Genomic DNA, 15,743 nt, shown 5'->3' with positions numbered 1-15,743 from the left:
TAATAATCTAAAGGTCTAGAAAATGAATAACTTAATATTTTATACAATTCTCCTATTAATAGGCTGCAGTCAAATGACTGCGCAAATGGTTGAAGGCAATTCTGATAATTTACCAGTTCGTGAATATACGCTTGTTATAAAGGAAGAAATGGTCAACAAAGCAGGTAAATCAGTCAAGGGAATGACGGTAAACGGAACTATTCCAGGACCAACTTTAGAGTTTACGGAAGGTGAATACGCCGTTATTTATGTGAAAAACGAAATGAAGGTAGAGACTTCCATTCACTGGCACGGATTGTTGTTGCCAAATTTTATGGATGGGGTGCCTTATTTAACCACGCCACCAATCAAACCAGGAACAACTTTTAAGTATGAATTTCCTATTAGGCAATCGGGTACGTATTGGTATCACTCGCATACCATGCTGCAGGAACAAAGTGGGGTTTTTGGGTCCTTATTGATTCATCCAAAGGAAAAAACAATGGAATACGATCACGATTTAATAGTGATGTTATCCGATTGGACCAATGAAAATCCGCATAGTATACTGCAAAACTTAAAGCGTGGCAACGAATGGTACCAGATGAAAAAAGGTACTTCAACACCATTAAATAAAGTGATAGCTCGTGGCGCATTTGGCGCACAGCTAGATTTTTGGCGCCAACGGATGGGAGGCGCAGATATAGCCGATGTATATTATCCAGCATTTTTGATTAACGGAGAGCAATCTGTGGAATATCCCAATTTTAAACCTGGAGATAAAGTGCGTTTACGAATTATAAACGGTTCCGCATCCTCACAATTCTGGATGACATTTGGTGGAGAGTCTCCTTTATTGGTGTCTTCAGATGGAATGGACGTGGTTCCGGTTGCACAGAGCAAAACTTTTATTGCCACTGCTGAAACCTATGACTTTATAATTACGATTCCTCCAAAGGGAAAGATAGAATTACGGGCAATGGCACAGGACGGTTCGGGAACCACCACAGCTTATTTTGGTGACGGAGAGATTTTGCCAGCTGAAGTTATCGCTAAACCAGACAAGATTGAGATGATGCAGGAAATGGCAAAAATGGATATGAAAATGGGAGCGCATGCCTTGAAATTCCGTCCCAAAAAAGATGAGCGATATAAAATGAAGGAAGAGTATGGTATGCAAATGGACCATATGAACCCGCCTACGGAACAGGAAGGTATGTCTAAAAATTCTGAATTGGATGATAAAATGGACCATTCTAAAACGGAAATGAAAATGGATTCATCTAAAACCAAGGCAGGGATGGAAATGGATCATTCCAAGATGGATCATTCCAATAAAGGGAAGAGATCAGATTCGCCTTCAAAAATGGCGGGCATGGATCATTCAACTATGGATGAAATAAACATGTTTGCAGAATATAACTACGATTATCTAAAGTCCCCAGAAAAAACGGATTATGATAAGGACCTTCCTATTAAGGAAATACTACTAAATCTAACAGGGAATATGCAACGCTATGTTTGGAGTATAAACGGGGTTCCTTTAAGCGAAACGGATAACATAAAAATAAGTGGCAAGGAGGTTACCAGGATTACTTTTAACAACCTAACCATGATGCACCACCCAATGCATCTTCACGGACATTTTTTTAGGGTCATAAACAAAAATGGAGAATATTCCCCTTTAAAACACACCGTAAACGTTGCGCCTATGCAAGAAGTAACCATAGAATTCAGCGGCAACGACGGTGATGAAAATGGCGATTGGTTTTTTCACTGTCATATATTATATCATATGATGAGCGGAATGGCGAGAGTGGTTAGTTATGAGACTCCTCGTGATCCACGAATGGAGCCATATCCCGTAAAAAAATTAATTAAGGAGGCAGACGAGTTTTATACTTGGTCTACCCTTGACGCTGCTTCGCACATGGCGGAATTTAAATTTGTGGCTTCAAACATTCGAAATCAATTTAATATTTCTGCGGAGTATGGTTGGAACCAAAATTTGGAAGCCGAAGTAAGTTATGAACGTTATCTACACGATTATTTTAGAGTGTTTGGGGGTGTGAATTTTGAAAACGAAATGGACGATAGTCTAGATGAAATATCCACCACCGCCATTGCAGGAATTAGGTTTTTAACGCCCTACCTCTTCAATCTTGACGTTCGAATTGACAGCAAATTAAGACCGCAAATAAGTCTGAGTAAAGAAATCCTCATTTTCCCACGGACTGCCATTTTTGGTAGCTATGAATATCAAGCAGATTTTGGATGGGTGAACGACCTTCCTATGGGAGATAATTTTATGAATGAAGTTACTTGGAAGGCAGGAATAGAATATTATTTATCACGAGACTTTTCATTGATGGCAAGCTATGACAACCGATTTGGCGCAGGTGGCGGTCTTTCGATGAGGTTTTAATCAATAATTATAAATCAATTAAAAACGAGTACTAATTTAAATCAAAATAAAAATGAAGAAAGTAAGAGTAACAACAGCAATGATTGCAATGGCTTTTATAAGCCTAACAGCAATGTCGTGTAAAGACGGAAAGACGGAGCATAACGAAGAGACAGGTATGCATTCTGAAATGAATCACGAGGAAGGTATGAACCATGACAATATGAGTGCCTCTAATACTGGGATGGATTCCAACACTCAAAACTCCCAAGCTAAGCAAGTGTTGACAGAATATATGACGCTTAAAGACGCATTAGTAGCGACGGATGAAAAAGCTGCTGCCGATGCAGGTAAGAAGCTTCAAAATACTTTGCAAGCTTTTGATGTGAGTAGTTTTACTGCTGAACAACAAACGGAGTTGAAAGATATTATTGAAGTAGCAACGGAGCACGCAGAGCATATTAGTAGAAGCGATATGGCTCATCAACGCGAACATTTCCAAATGTTGACAAAGGATGTTACAGATATGGTTGCAATTACTGGCACGGAAAACACCTTATACCAGCAATTTTGCCCGATGTACGCTGATGGTGGTGGCGCATGGTTAAGTATGGAGAAAGAAATTAAAAATCCATATTTCGGAAGCAAAATGATGAAGTGTGGAAAAGTGCAAAAGGAGATAAATTAATTACAACCTGCAAGGTATTCCCCGCCCTTCAGCGGGGTTCCTTGTAGGTTTTACAGAAAAATAAATGATAAAACTCCTAAAAATCATAGCGCTAATTTTACTGGTAGCTTTTGTGGGAATTCAGTTTATACCCTCAGAACGCAACCAAAGCGAATTTGTGCCAAAAACCGATTTTTTAACAGTAAACAATACTCCGGATAATATCGGCAAATTGTTGCAAGTAGCCTGTTATGATTGTCATAGCAATAATACGGCCTATCCCTGGTACAACAAAGTGCAACCCATTGCTTGGTTTTTAGAGGATCATGTAGTAGAAGGAAAAAAAGAATTGAATTTCAGTGAATGGGACGAATATTCCAACCGCCGAAAGAACAGCAAGCTAAAATCAATTATTAGCCAAATTGAAGATGACGAGATGCCGCTCTTCTCATATACTTTGCTTCACAGAGATGCTGTGTATTCTGATTCTGAAAAAGAAGAGGTAATAAATTATATGAAGGCCATAAAAGGCAGTTTACAATAATTACTCAATGAATTAAGCGCAAGACTATGGAACACCAAGAACGTACCAATCATCCAAATCCATCGAAGCTTAAAGCAGAAATGGATCATTCCAATCACAATCACGACGATATGGGCCACGACCATCACAGGATGATGATAGCCGATTTTAAACGCAGGTTTTGGATATCGCTCATTTTGACGATACCCATTTTAACATTATCACCAATGATTCAGAGAATGCTAGGGGTGGAGTGGGTTTTCCCGGGCAGTGGTTATGTGCTTTTTGGGTTGTCGACCATCGTCTATTTTTATGGAGGGTGGCCATTTTTATCAGGTTTGATAAGCGAGTTGAAGAGCAAATCGATAGGGATGATGACGCTCATCGCCGTCGCTATCTCTGCAGCTTATTTCTATAGTTCCGCGGTTATTTTGGGATTCGAAGGCCAAACCTTTTTTTGGGAATTGGCAACGCTTATCGTAGTGATGCTTGTTGGGCATTGGCTGGAAATGCGGTCTATTTTGGGGGCCAGCAAAGCCTTGGAAGCTCTGGCGGCCTTAATGCCAAATGAGGCAAACCTCGTGGAAGGGAGCCAAACGCGAAAAGTGAAAATAAGTGAACTAAACGAAGGCGATATTATTCTGATCAGACCCGGAGAAAAAGTTCCTGCTGATGGGATAATTGTTGAAGGTGAAAGTGACCTTAATGAAAGTATGCTCACTGGCGAAAGCAGACCCGTTACCAAAACCGTGGGTGATGAGGTTATCGGCGGTGCCATAAATGGAAATGGGGTTGTAAAAGTACAAGTTAAAGGTATTGGCGAAGATGCCTATTTATCAAAAGTGATAAATATGGTGCAAGCTGCCCAAAAACAGAAATCAAAATCCCAGCGCTTGGCAGACGTAGCCGCAAAATGGCTTACCATCATCGCTTTAGTGTTAGGTTTTGGAACTTTCTTTACGTGGTTGGCATTGGGCGAAACGATGGCATTTGCAATGGAACGTATGGTAACGGTTATGGTAATCTCCTGCCCGCACGCCTTGGGGTTAGCTGTGCCTTTGGTTGCCGCAATATCAACAAGCATTTCAGCGAGAAATGGATTGTTGATTCGCAATAGAACAGCCTTTGAGTCTTCTCGAAAAATAACGACCATAGTATTCGACAAAACAGGAACACTTACCAAGGGTTCCCACGAAGTAACGCGCATTGTTCCATTATCTTCAAACTATGACAAAACAGAGTTATTAAGATATGCCACTGCCATTGAAAGTCCATCTGAGCATCATATTTCCAAAGGATTAAGGCGAAAGGCGAAAGAGGAAAAATTGGATATTCCCTCAGTAACCGACTTTAAGTACACGGCAGGTGTAGGTGTAAGTGGAATCGTAAATGGCAAAAAAGTGCAGGTGGGTGGATTTTTATTGTTGGAACAATTGAAAAAATCTGTTGCCGAAGATAAAGAGGAAGGAATTGAAACCAAGATATTCACCATTATTGATGGCGAGTTGATTGGCTTTATAACCTTTGCCGATGAGATTAGAGAAAGTTCATATGGCGCTATTAAAACCCTTCAAAAAAACAATATAAAAGTGTCCCTGCTCACAGGCGACAATGAGATAGTAGCCAAAGACGTGGCCGATAAGCTGGGGCTCGACGATTATATGGCCGAAGTGTTGCCCGACCAAAAACTCGACCGAATTAAGGAACTCCAAGCAAAAGGCGAATTTGTGGCTATGGTTGGAGACGGCGTAAATGACGCACCTGCCTTGGCCCAAGCCGACGTAGGGATCGCTATTGGTTCGGGTACGGACGTAGCTGCTGAAACTGCAGACATCGTTTTAATGGACAGCAATCCAAAAGATATCGTCAACTTGATCTTGTTTGGAAAAGCGACCTATCGGAAAATGGTTCAAAACCTGGTTTGGGCAACAGGTTATAACGTAGTGGCTTTACCATTGGCAACAGGATTTATTCCTGGACTTATGATAAGTCCTGCATTTGGTGCCGCGCTGATGAGTATCAGTACGATTATCGCAGCTGCAAACGCACAATTGCTAAAAAGAAGTATGAAATCTGAAATTAAAAATTAATATTATGAAAAATTCAAAACAAGATTCCAATAAAAATGTATACACAAAATTCATTTTGATGCTCGCGGCTTCTTTTATAGCAATGTACATCACAATGTATTTGAATACTTATGAAATCGATCACGTTTATTTTAGCCTGACAAGGTTTTATATGACGTGTTTGGGCATTTCAGCAATGGCATTTATAATGTGGTTCTTTATGCGCAAAATGTACAAAAACAAGAAAAAGAATATCGCTATTCTCTTGGGAAGTACTATTCTTTTCGTTGCTGCGCTCGGCCTGGTTAGAGCTCAAAGTCCTATTGTTGGCGATGTGTTGTGGCTGAGAGCTATGATTCCACATCATTCTATCGCTATTTTAACTAGCGAAAGAGCGGATATAAAAGATCCAGAGGTAAAAAAACTCGCAAATGACATTATAAAAGCCCAAGAAAAGGAAATAGCCGAAATGAAAGCTATGATTAAACGATTAGAAAACAATAAGTAAAATAAAGAATCAGATGAATAAAAATATTATTTATATAGCGATAGCCTTAGTTGTTGGGCTTTTAGGTGGCATTCTTCTATTTGGTGGAGATGCAAATACTACAGCAGGTGGTCACGATCATTCAGGGGAATCTGCAGCTTACGAAATGTGGACTTGCTCTATGCATCCTCAAATTATGCAACCCGAACCTGGAGACTGCCCAATTTGTGGGATGGATTTAATTCCTGCAGAATCGGGAGCTGAAGGGCTTTCATTAAACGAAATAAGAATGACCAAAAACGCTATGGCATTGGCAAACATTCAAACTGTAAAAGTGGGTAATGCTGCGGATGAAGACGAAAATAGTATGTCTCTTTCTGGTAAAATTATGCCCAATGAAGAAGCTAATGCAGTACAAGCAAGTTATTTTGAAGGAAGAATAGAGCGATTAAATGTAAATTTTACGGGTGAAAAAGTGAATAGAGGTCAGTTGTTGGCAACTATTTACGCTCCATCCTTAGTTGCAGCTCAGCAAGAGCTTTTAACAGCAGCCTCAATGAAAGAATCGCAACCTACATTGTATAAAGCAGTTCGAAATAAATTAAAACTGTGGAAGCTGTCAGAAGCTCAAATAAATCAGATTGAAGCATCAGGAAAAGTACGTGAAAACTTTCCTATTTACGCAACGGTTTCTGGAACAGTTTCAGAAAAACTGGCAGAAGAAGGCGACTATGTTAAGCAGGGGCAACCAATTGTAAGAGTAAGTGATTTAGGTACAGTTTGGGCTATGTTTGATGCTTACGAAAACCAGATTTCTCAATTAAAAGAAGGTCAGAAAATCACAGTTACCACTAATGCTTATCCAAACAAAGAATTTGAAGCTACGGTATCTTTTATCGACCCAATTTTAAATACTCAATCTAGAACTGTTTCTGTAAGAGCAACTTTAAATAATAGAGAAGGGTTGTTTAAACCTGGAATGTTTGTTACATCCAAAGTAAATCTTCCTAAAAATGTAGGGAATGAATCGGTAATTAGCGTTCCTGCTTCTGCAGTACTTTGGACGGGAAATAGATCATTGGTTTATGTAAAAACAAATCCTAACCAACCAATTTTCGAAATGCGCGAAGTAAGCTTGGGCGTGAAAAATGGTGAAAACTATATAATTACCGATGGACTTAAAAATGGAGAAGAGGTAGTTGTTAATGGTACATTTACCGTAGATGCGGCAGCACAACTCCAAGGGAAAAAGAGTATGATGAATTCACAGGATCACACTCAGGAGGATACGTCAAAAAAAATAGCTGATATCGGAAGACAAAAAGTATCTTCAGAATTTCAAAAACAGTTAAAAGCAGTTTTTGATGACTATATGGTAATTGAAAAAGCCTTGGTAAATGATGACTCAGAAAAACCTAAAACAGCGGCTTCAGATTTACTTAAAAGCATACAAAAAGTTGATATGAAGCTTTTAAAAGAAGAGCCAGGCCACAGTCATTGGATGGAATTGGAAAAAGAGCTTCAAACTGCTGCACAAGCAATCTCTAAAACTTCTGATATTAAAGAACAAAGAAATAATTTTGAAATACTTTCAAACTATCTGATAAACGCAGTTAAAACCTACGGTATCAATCAAAAAGTATATGTAGATTTTTGTCCGATGGTTAATAGCGACAAAGGTGCATTTTGGTTAAGTACAGAGGAAGGAATCTTAAATCCGTACTATGGGGCCTCTATGTTAAAATGTGGTGAAGTAACTGAAGAAATTGACTAAGATCGATAGGCATATAGAATTTATAAATAAAAAACCCACAACTAAGAAGTTGTGGGTTTCCTTTTGCGGAGAAAGAGGTAAGTGAACCTCCTTCTTAGTGCCTTTATTCATTGATGTTCCAGTCCTGTACCATTATGAGGTCACCTAATAGGTCACCTTTAAACCTTATTGTAAATATATCTTTTTTACTCAAATTATTGGTATAAATCAGGATAAAATAAAAACTCTATCAATTTATTTCCAATAAGACAATTGCAAATATTGATTCAAGGGCAATACTCCTCTTGAATAAATTTGTTGATCAATAAATATAGTTATTGGTTTAGAAATTTGTATTAATCTGGAAACTAATTTTATTTTCTTTCATTACTTTATTGCAATGGTTTTATTGAAGGAGGAATATTTATTCATTCAATTCAACAATTGCTGAACATTTCTATTTGCATTAATTCTGCAATAATTATAAGTATCTTGTTGTATTACAGTGTTTTAAAATCAATTTATAAATTGATTCATCATTAAGTATATATCAATAGTGAAATTGCTGTTTATATCAATATTTCAATTAAGTGAAGGTTTATTTTGACGGAGATATGATTAAGTGCAATATTGAAATTGGTATTTGAAGGAATGGTTATCAATAATTGAATTGGCAATGTTAAAGCTAATTATTGATAATGGTTGCAGAAAATTTAAAGTGTTTGAAACATATAAAAATTACTGATATGGAAAATCCATTTGAATTGATCAACTCTCGTCTAGAGCGAATTGAAGATTTATTACAAAAAATCTATAAAACAAGCCAGAATATGGTAGATTCAGAAACACCTACTAAGATCATGACTGTTCACACAGTTAGTGAATATTTAAATCTGTCTCTTTCTTGTATATATAAGTTAACGAGTGGTAAAGAAATACCTCATTTCAAAAGAGGTAAACGCTTATATTTTGAAAAAAATGAAATAGACAAATGGGTAATGGAAAATAAGTGCTTAACAAATAGAGATCTTAATGAACGGGCGAACGAATACATATTTAAAAACCGAAATAAATCAATTTAAATATTTGAAAGATCAATAACGCGCCTCATTCTTTTTTAATAAATCATCTATATATAGCTTTATTTTCTCTAACAGTGTATCAGCTACTTTGTCAGCTAATTCATCTAATGTTACTTCTTGAATTTGAATTGTCTTTGTAATCATAAATTAATAAATATTTAAGTCGTTTTAAAATGAAAGTTAGCGAAGCGAAACAAACAAAGATTTGATCTAAGAAATATTCTGATTTAGATTTGGTTTTGTGTAGTTCGGATGTGAGCATTATTAAATCGAAAATTTTACAATATAGCATTTATCGGTTCATAACCAATTTATACTGTGCATGATACCTATTAAATTGCCGATTACAACTTTGACTACGTCTTATTTAACATTGGTTGGAGATGATTTTATTACGGCGTACTTTTTTGAGTGTAAACACTAACTCTTTGCTTTTTTATTGTATGTAATTCTTGAAATGGATAATTTTAAATAAACAAGAAATGGGTTGTTAAAGCGTAAGTTACAACTGATGTAACATAATAGAAATTTTGTGTTGTAGGGAGTTTAAAAGGTGTTTATACTAAAAGCAGCCTGTAAGTAAACAAATACTTTTTCGACTAAAAATAGGTCATTCTATAAGTAAAAAAATTAAGTTAGACGAGTATTTAGATGTTTTTTACATGCGTTGTTTTGCAAAGTTTATATTTGATATATTTGTTTGGAAATGAATATATAAATATATTTTAATGCAATTACTTCATACAATTGAAGATGTTCATAAAATTTTTGACACTCAAGGTAGTAGTCCGCTACTTGTAACTTGTGATGACTTCAGAGATTGGGTATGCAAGTATGATAGGTTTCCTAAATATTTATTTAACGAGTTGATAGCATCTGAGTTTGCTAAAATATGGGGAATTAAAACACCTGAAATTTGTCTTATTAATGTTAAAAAAGAACATATACCAAATGACAAATTTCCACAATTACAGTTAGGTTGGTTTGATAAGGAGTGTTTCGGATCTTTATATTTGGAAACTTCTAAAGAATTAGATCACTCCATGGTGTCATTATTTGATGAAAAATCTTTTAGAGATAAAATAGCTGACAAGGCGGATTTTTTAAAAATAGCATTATTTGATATTTGGATAGCAAATGAAGATAGAAATCATAATAACTTTAACTTGCTCTTATATGTTTCTCCTGAAAAAATCAATTTTTTCTATGCAATCGACCATGTAAACATTTTTAATTCGACTTTTCTTGATTATGGAATAGCAGAATTGACTGAAGATGATTCAATAATAAAGACTGATGTTGCAAAAATTTTATTTGGAAAAGATAGGAAATTAACAGACATTGTGAATAACTTGGTGGAAATGTTATACATTTGCACCAAAGAATGTGAAAATAAATTAGACGATATTTTAAATTTAGTTCCTGAATCTTGGAATATCGATAAAGTCTTAATTAAGAAAAGAATTTTTGATAATTTATTTTCTGATGATTGGAAAAATCAATGTGAATCAAACTTTAGAGAGTTTGTACAATCTTTTGTAATTAATTAAAATGAAAACTATTTATTCAATACTTTACGTTAATTTAAATACTACTCTTAATGAAAGAGTTAGTATAGGCGTACTTGTTTCTAATGGTTTGAAAAATTATTTTAAATTCTCTTCAGATAAGCTTTCTGCTTTTAAAGGTATTTTAAATAATGAGAGATATAGTTTAATTAAAAGTTATCTTAAGTCAATTGATAAAGAGATAGTTTCTGAAAATATAGTTGAATCTAATAAATTGTTTAATAAAAGAGATTTTAAGAATGACTGGGTTAATGAGAGTTATCTAGTTTATCTTTCTAGATATTCAAATAATATAATTCAATTTTCTGAACCAAGGACTATTGATGTAGATTTAAATGATAATACTTTTAAACAAATTTTTGAAAAATATATCTTTAAATTTTCTGAAGCCACAAATGCTGAACCTGAATTTAACGTTCATTCTATAGTCAAAAAGCAATTATTCCCTAAAATTCAAGAGAGAGTTAATATTGAAAAGACATTGACTTCTGAGGATTTTGAAAATTTGTTTGCACCAATAGATATAGATTTTATAGGTATCAATGGAATACCTGTAGCTGGTCAAACTATAGATTTTGATAAAAGTCATTATTACCTGGAAAATGATGTTACTCGATTTGTATCTTTAACAAAAGCTATAGAATTAGAAGGAGACTCAAGGGGAAAATATTTTGTTTTAGGAAGAGAACCACAAAAGAAAATAAATAAAAACCACCTGCTATGGGAACATATTAGAGATACTGAATTTCTAGAGTTTGTCGATATTAGCGAAGTGGGAATTATTGAAGATTATATACAAATAAATAATGTAAGACCTTTTTTTGATTAAAACTTTACATTAATAATATAAAGTGATATATTTCTTCGTTTATACAACTTTTGACTGATTTTTTTCTAAACTTTCAATATTGTGGTATTTGCAAATTTTTCCCAGTGGTTATACTTCTTATGGGGTATTTATGTGCATTTTATACAACCTTTTGGCTTTAGGTATATACGTTTTGTAGTGTAAGTTTATAAAATAATATTCATTTAGGAACTTACGTTGTATAATTTATTATCTATAGATACTCATTGGTTTGGTTCGAAATCCCTCAGCGCTCCGGATATACAAAACATAATAAAAGACAGAGGGGGGTTAAGTACGAAAATATTTGGTTTTGTACTGTTTGGAATTTACAGCTAGATAGCTTGTTTAATCAAACTCATTATATACTCTAAATCATCAGTATTTTTAATGATTAATTCATAATCTCCATTACCCCAATGTCCTGTATTAGAAACATCACGCATTAACATTTTTGGATCATCTAACGTGTCTTTTGTTAGATTGATAAATAATTTTAACCCCTTCTTTAAAATAACTATATCTGCTATATTTTTATCCTTTTTAAAAGCAACATACAGTTTTTTAGGCTCAATTTCAATGTCATCAGATAGATTTACAATGGCGTCTCTAAAAGTCTCGTACAACTCTATAATTTCATCTGATTTGTTTGCTGTATGGTCTTCTTCTGTATAAACTTTTATTTCTTTTGTAACTGCTTCTAATTGTGTGTTGCTAGATGTTAAAGGTTTTATACTTTCGGCTGATTTACTTTTCTTAACTTGATTAACGCTAATTAAATTGTTTTCATAACGTTTTACTTCCCACAACTCTATAGCTATATCTTTAAAGTTTGTTGCTGTTTTTTGATTTTCAGTAAAGCTCGTAGAAACAAAAACTACTCTGGTTTGACTCCAGTCTACTTCTGTACGTTTTAAATTTTGTTTTAAGGTTTCATTATACTCTACAATAAAATCTGCTTTATTTTCTAGCATTAGACTTAAATAAGTGAATCCTTGATCTACAACACTAATATTTTTACTGCGTTTGTATTCAATAATTATAAATGCTTTTGATTGGGTATCGTAAGCAAGAGTGTCGATTCGCTTATTTTTAATGGAAAACTCTGATTTTACTAATTTCAAGCCCATTAATTCCTTTAAATTACTTTCAAATAGAGATTGTATTTCTCTTTCTAATTTAAAAGGTTTCTCTTTTAAAATACTAATAGATTCTTTTGATTTTAAGTTATATAAATGCATGAATTTTATAGTATTATAATTGATCGCTAATTCCTTTAAACTTCTCTATAAATGCAACTATTCTTTGAAAGACGGTCTGTTTTTTTGTTAGGTATTGTGGGTTTAAAGGACTCATTTTAGGTAATATAGAATTTAACTCTGTGCCATTTTCACTTGCATATTCTCGTTTTAAAGACGATAAGATATACCGTTTTGCTGCTTCTTCGTTTAAGCCCTCTTCTGTGATTAATTCTGAGGCTTCTTTTTTCTGCTTTACTTTTGCATAGGTATAAAACTCATCTATAATAGTTGATTTTTCTTTTATCTGATCTAAATCTGTATTATTGATAAAATCTACCACTAAACTTTCTTTTGCTCTATTTCCAACACTGGCACGAATTATGCGTCTTATTTCGTCTATTAATTCTGACTTACTATTCGTTTTCTTATTGTTATCAAAAATTAACTCTAAAATATAGTCTAAGTTTATTTCTTGAGATTTTAATAAATCGATTTCAAATACTACATCATCCCAGTCGATGTTTGAATCATCAGCTTCATTGCCTTTTTTCTCTCTTCTTATCCAATCTCTAATATCATTATAGGTAGAGCGATAATCTTGAATGGTTCTTTCAGCGGGTACATCAATGCTTTGCATTTTTTCAATGTCATCGTCTGTTAAGAAGTTAGCTTCTTTAAACTCTTCTACTGCTTTTGTATCTGTAGCATCTATATGTTGTAATGCTTTTAGGTGTACAAATTCATCATAATTCTGTAATATGTTTTCTACACGTAAATATTCTCCAAAGAGTTTAGCAAAGTCTTTTTTATCCTTTTCTTTTATAATTTCATCTGGATTTGGAAATTTTTCTTTTAACTCTTTTACGACTTCCACATAACCTCTACGTGCTTCGCCTGTAGCAATATCTTTAAAGCCTTCTAAATATTCTTTATAGCTTTTTTCAAGTACCACATTTTTAGTACTACTATCCCCAAAGAGTGTAATGGCATCTATTGTCGCTTTTTCTAGGTCTCTAAAGGTTACTATGTTTCCAAAAGTCTTGGTATCATTATAAATACGATTGGTACGTGAAAAGGCTTGTATTAAACCGTGATAGCGTAAATTTTTATCTACAAACAGAGTGTTTAAAGTAGGAGCATCAAAACCTGTTAAAAACATACCTACTACAATTAGTAAGTCTACTTCTTTATTTTTTACACGTTTTGCAAGGTCTCTATAATAGTCTTGAAAGCCTTTGCTATCAATACCATAATTCATTTTAAAGGTAGCGTTATAGTCATCAATAGCTTTTGTTAAAAATTCCTTCGCACTTAGATCCATTGCAGTAGGCTCAAAGGTTTCGTCTTGAATTTCACCAATGGCACCTTGTTCTTCATTAGCTGCAAAAGAAAAAATGGTTGCTATTTTTAAAGGATTGTCGCTGTCGTTTTGCAGCTTGTTTAATTCTTCGTAATAAAATTTTGCAGCATCTACACTACTTACGGCAAACATGGCATTAAAACCGCTATTATTTCCTTTTGTACGGTGTGTTTTTTGTCTGAAATGACTTAGTATGTATTGCGATATTTCGTTGATACGTACAGGGTGTAATAAGGCTTTTTTATTTTCTGCTGCGGATAACTTATTTAAGTCCTGTTCTGTTTCAATGCCTTTAAACTTAGGGCGAACATCATTATAATCTACTTTAAACTTTAGTACTTTTTCATCTCTAATAGCATCTGTAATTACGTAAGAATGTAGCTCTCTACCAAATACACTTGCTGTAGTTTCTGAGCCCAAAGCATTTTCTGGAAAAATAGGCGTTCCTGTAAAACCAAATTGATAATATTTTTTAAACTTCTTTTTAAGATTCTTTTGTGCTTCACCAAATTGTGAGCGATGTGCTTCATCAAAAATAAATACTACTTGCTTTTGATAAATATCTAAATTGTTTTCGCTTTTTATTAAATTATTAAGCTTCTGAATGGTGGTGACAATAATCTTATTATCGGTTTTATTTATATTCCTTTTAAGACCAGCTGTACTATCTGAACCATTTACACTATTGGGTGAAAAGCGTTGGTATTCTTTCATTGTTTGGTAGTCTAAGTCTTTACGATCTACCACAAAAAATACTTTATCTATATAGTCTAGCTGTGTTGCTAAGCGTGCTGCCTTAAAACTAGTTAGTGTTTTACCAGAGCCTGTAGTATGCCATATAAACCCACCACTTTCTGTTGTTGCCCAGCTTTTTGCATTGTAGGAACTTTGTATTTTCCATAAAATACGCTCGGTAGCAGCAATTTGATACGGTCGCATAACCAATAGGTTGTTACCAATATCAAATACAGAATAGGTAAGCAATACGTTTAAGAGTGTACGATTGTCGAAAAAAGTTGCTGTAAAGTCTTTTAGGTCTTTAATTAAAGAATTATCGGCTTTCGCCCAATTCATTGTAAAATCGAAGCTGTTTTTATTTCGCTCTAATGTATTTGCAAAATAGCGGCTATCTGTACCATTAGAAATTACAAATATTTGCAGGAATTTGAATAGGGAGTTTTCTGTATTGAAACTTTCTTTTGTGTACCGATGTACTTGGTTAAAGGCTTCACGAATGGCTACACCACGTTTTTTTAACTCTACTTGCACTAAAGGTAAACCATTTACTAATATGGTAACATCGTAACGATTAGCATTTGTTCCTTTTTGTTCGAATTGAGAAATGACCTGTAGTTTATTTCGTACTACATTTTTTTTATCTACCAGATAAATGTTCTGAATATGCCCATCATCAAATACAAAATCATGGATATAATTATCGTGTAACTTTCTTGTTTTATCAACTAGGTTATCACTTGGTTTGTCTAAATACTCTTCTAAAAAGCGAGCCCATTCTTTATCTGTAAATTGCATATCATTAAGATTTTGCAATTGTACACGCACATTCTCCAACATTGCTGTTGGTGTGGTTAGGTGTTTTACATACTCATAGCCTTGATTTATTAAATCCTTTACTAATTCCTTTTCTAAATCTGCTTCTGTTTGGTAGCCTGCGGGTGTTTCATTGAGTTCTGAAAACTTTTTGTAGTTATCTAAAACAATGAAATTGTTTGATTCTGCTATGGTTTTGTATGTGCTCATAT

At 34.2% G+C, this 15,743-nt stretch carries 12 protein-coding genes; 9 read left to right on the top strand and 3 right to left on the bottom strand.

Annotated elements, in window-relative coordinates; all coding sequences use genetic code 11:
- Window positions 1-22 precede the first annotated feature (22 nt).
- The 7 genes from FHP04_RS08475 (at window position 23) to FHP04_RS08445 (ending at window position 8,964) form a co-directional block, all read left to right on the top strand.
- A complete protein-coding gene (locus FHP04_RS08475; RefSeq protein WP_139855667.1) occupies window positions 23-2,404 on the top strand; it encodes a multicopper oxidase domain-containing protein in 2,382 nt (793 codons plus the stop codon).
- Between the two features lie 52 nt (window positions 2,405-2,456).
- Window positions 2,457-3,071 carry a DUF3347 domain-containing protein gene (locus FHP04_RS08470; protein ID WP_139855666.1) on the top strand — a complete coding sequence of 205 codons (615 nt, stop codon included), beginning with the start codon at window positions 2,457-2,459 and terminating at the stop codon, window positions 3,069-3,071.
- A 67-nt stretch (window positions 3,072-3,138) separates the two neighbouring features.
- Window positions 3,139-3,594, top strand: a complete 456-nt coding sequence (locus FHP04_RS08465; protein ID WP_139855739.1) for a heme-binding domain-containing protein — start codon at window positions 3,139-3,141, stop codon at window positions 3,592-3,594.
- Window positions 3,595-3,620: 26 nt separating this feature from the next.
- Window positions 3,621-5,663, top strand: coding sequence for a heavy metal translocating P-type ATPase (locus FHP04_RS08460; protein ID WP_139855665.1), 2,043 nt, complete (start codon window positions 3,621-3,623; stop codon window positions 5,661-5,663).
- A gap of 4 nt (window positions 5,664-5,667) precedes the next feature.
- Complete coding sequence (locus FHP04_RS08455; RefSeq protein WP_139855664.1) at window positions 5,668-6,150, top strand: DUF305 domain-containing protein; 483 nt, start codon at window positions 5,668-5,670, stop codon at window positions 6,148-6,150.
- A gap of 13 nt (window positions 6,151-6,163) precedes the next feature.
- On the top strand, window positions 6,164-7,903 hold the full coding sequence (locus FHP04_RS08450) for an efflux RND transporter periplasmic adaptor subunit (protein WP_139855663.1): 1,740 nt from the start codon (window positions 6,164-6,166) through the stop codon (window positions 7,901-7,903).
- A 725-nt stretch (window positions 7,904-8,628) separates the two neighbouring features.
- Complete coding sequence (locus tag FHP04_RS08445; RefSeq protein WP_139855662.1) at window positions 8,629-8,964, top strand: helix-turn-helix domain-containing protein; 336 nt, start codon at window positions 8,629-8,631, stop codon at window positions 8,962-8,964.
- 12 nt (window positions 8,965-8,976) lie between these two features.
- Here FHP04_RS08445 and FHP04_RS14785 read toward each other — a convergent pair whose 3' ends face one another.
- Window positions 8,977-9,108, bottom strand: a complete 132-nt coding sequence (locus FHP04_RS14785) for a hypothetical protein (protein WP_262710114.1) — start codon at window positions 9,106-9,108, stop codon at window positions 8,977-8,979.
- Window positions 9,109-9,692: 584 nt separating this feature from the next.
- On the opposite strand from FHP04_RS14785, the gene FHP04_RS08440 reads away from it, so the two are divergent.
- Together FHP04_RS08440 and FHP04_RS08435 are read left to right on the top strand one after the other, a co-directional pair.
- The gene (locus tag FHP04_RS08440) at window positions 9,693-10,514 is read left to right on the top strand and encodes a HipA family kinase (protein WP_139855661.1); all 822 of its coding nucleotides are present in this window, start codon (window positions 9,693-9,695) and stop codon (window positions 10,512-10,514) included.
- Between the two features lies 1 nt (window position 10,515).
- Window positions 10,516-11,361, top strand: coding sequence for a hypothetical protein (locus FHP04_RS08435; RefSeq protein WP_139855660.1), 846 nt, complete (start codon window positions 10,516-10,518; stop codon window positions 11,359-11,361).
- A gap of 353 nt (window positions 11,362-11,714) precedes the next feature.
- Here FHP04_RS08435 and FHP04_RS08430 read toward each other — a convergent pair whose 3' ends face one another.
- On the bottom strand, window positions 11,715-12,620 hold the full coding sequence (locus FHP04_RS08430; protein ID WP_139855659.1) for a DUF5655 domain-containing protein: 906 nt from the start codon (window positions 12,618-12,620) through the stop codon (window positions 11,715-11,717).
- A 13-nt stretch (window positions 12,621-12,633) separates the two neighbouring features.
- Window positions 12,634-15,741, bottom strand: a complete 3,108-nt coding sequence (locus FHP04_RS08425) for a type I restriction endonuclease subunit R (RefSeq protein ID WP_139855658.1) — start codon at window positions 15,739-15,741, stop codon at window positions 12,634-12,636.
- Between the last annotated feature and the right edge of the window lie 2 nt (window positions 15,742-15,743).

Origin of the sequence: Aequorivita sinensis, from assembly GCF_006346335.1 — a bacterium.
In the GTDB taxonomy this organism is placed as follows: Bacteria; Bacteroidota; Bacteroidia; order Flavobacteriales; family Flavobacteriaceae; genus Aequorivita; species Aequorivita sinensis.
This window is presented reverse-complemented; position numbering and strand designations above follow the sequence as displayed.

Bases quoted from the DNA above. Each gene is read 5' to 3' on its own strand.
- FHP04_RS08475 (WP_139855667.1), top strand. From the start codon at position 23: ATGAATAACTTAATATTTTATACAATTCTCCTATTAATAGGCTGCAGT.
- FHP04_RS08470 (WP_139855666.1), top strand. From the start codon at position 2,457: ATGAAGAAAGTAAGAGTAACAACAGCAATGATTGCAATGGCTTTTATA.
- FHP04_RS08460 (WP_139855665.1), top strand. From the start codon at position 3,621: ATGGAACACCAAGAACGTACCAATCATCCAAATCCATCGAAGCTTAAA.
- FHP04_RS08455 (WP_139855664.1), top strand. From the start codon at position 5,668: ATGAAAAATTCAAAACAAGATTCCAATAAAAATGTATACACAAAATTC.
- FHP04_RS08450 (WP_139855663.1), top strand. From the start codon at position 6,164: ATGAATAAAAATATTATTTATATAGCGATAGCCTTAGTTGTTGGGCTT.
- FHP04_RS08445 (WP_139855662.1), top strand. From the start codon at position 8,629: ATGGAAAATCCATTTGAATTGATCAACTCTCGTCTAGAGCGAATTGAA.
- FHP04_RS14785 (WP_262710114.1), bottom strand. From the start codon at position 9,108: ATGATTACAAAGACAATTCAAATTCAAGAAGTAACATTAGATGAATTA.
- FHP04_RS08440 (WP_139855661.1), top strand. From the start codon at position 9,693: ATGCAATTACTTCATACAATTGAAGATGTTCATAAAATTTTTGACACT.
- FHP04_RS08435 (WP_139855660.1), top strand. From the start codon at position 10,516: ATGAAAACTATTTATTCAATACTTTACGTTAATTTAAATACTACTCTT.
- FHP04_RS08430 (WP_139855659.1), bottom strand. From the start codon at position 12,620: ATGCATTTATATAACTTAAAATCAAAAGAATCTATTAGTATTTTAAAA.
- FHP04_RS08425 (WP_139855658.1), bottom strand. From the start codon at position 15,741: ATGAGCACATACAAAACCATAGCAGAATCAAACAATTTCATTGTTTTA.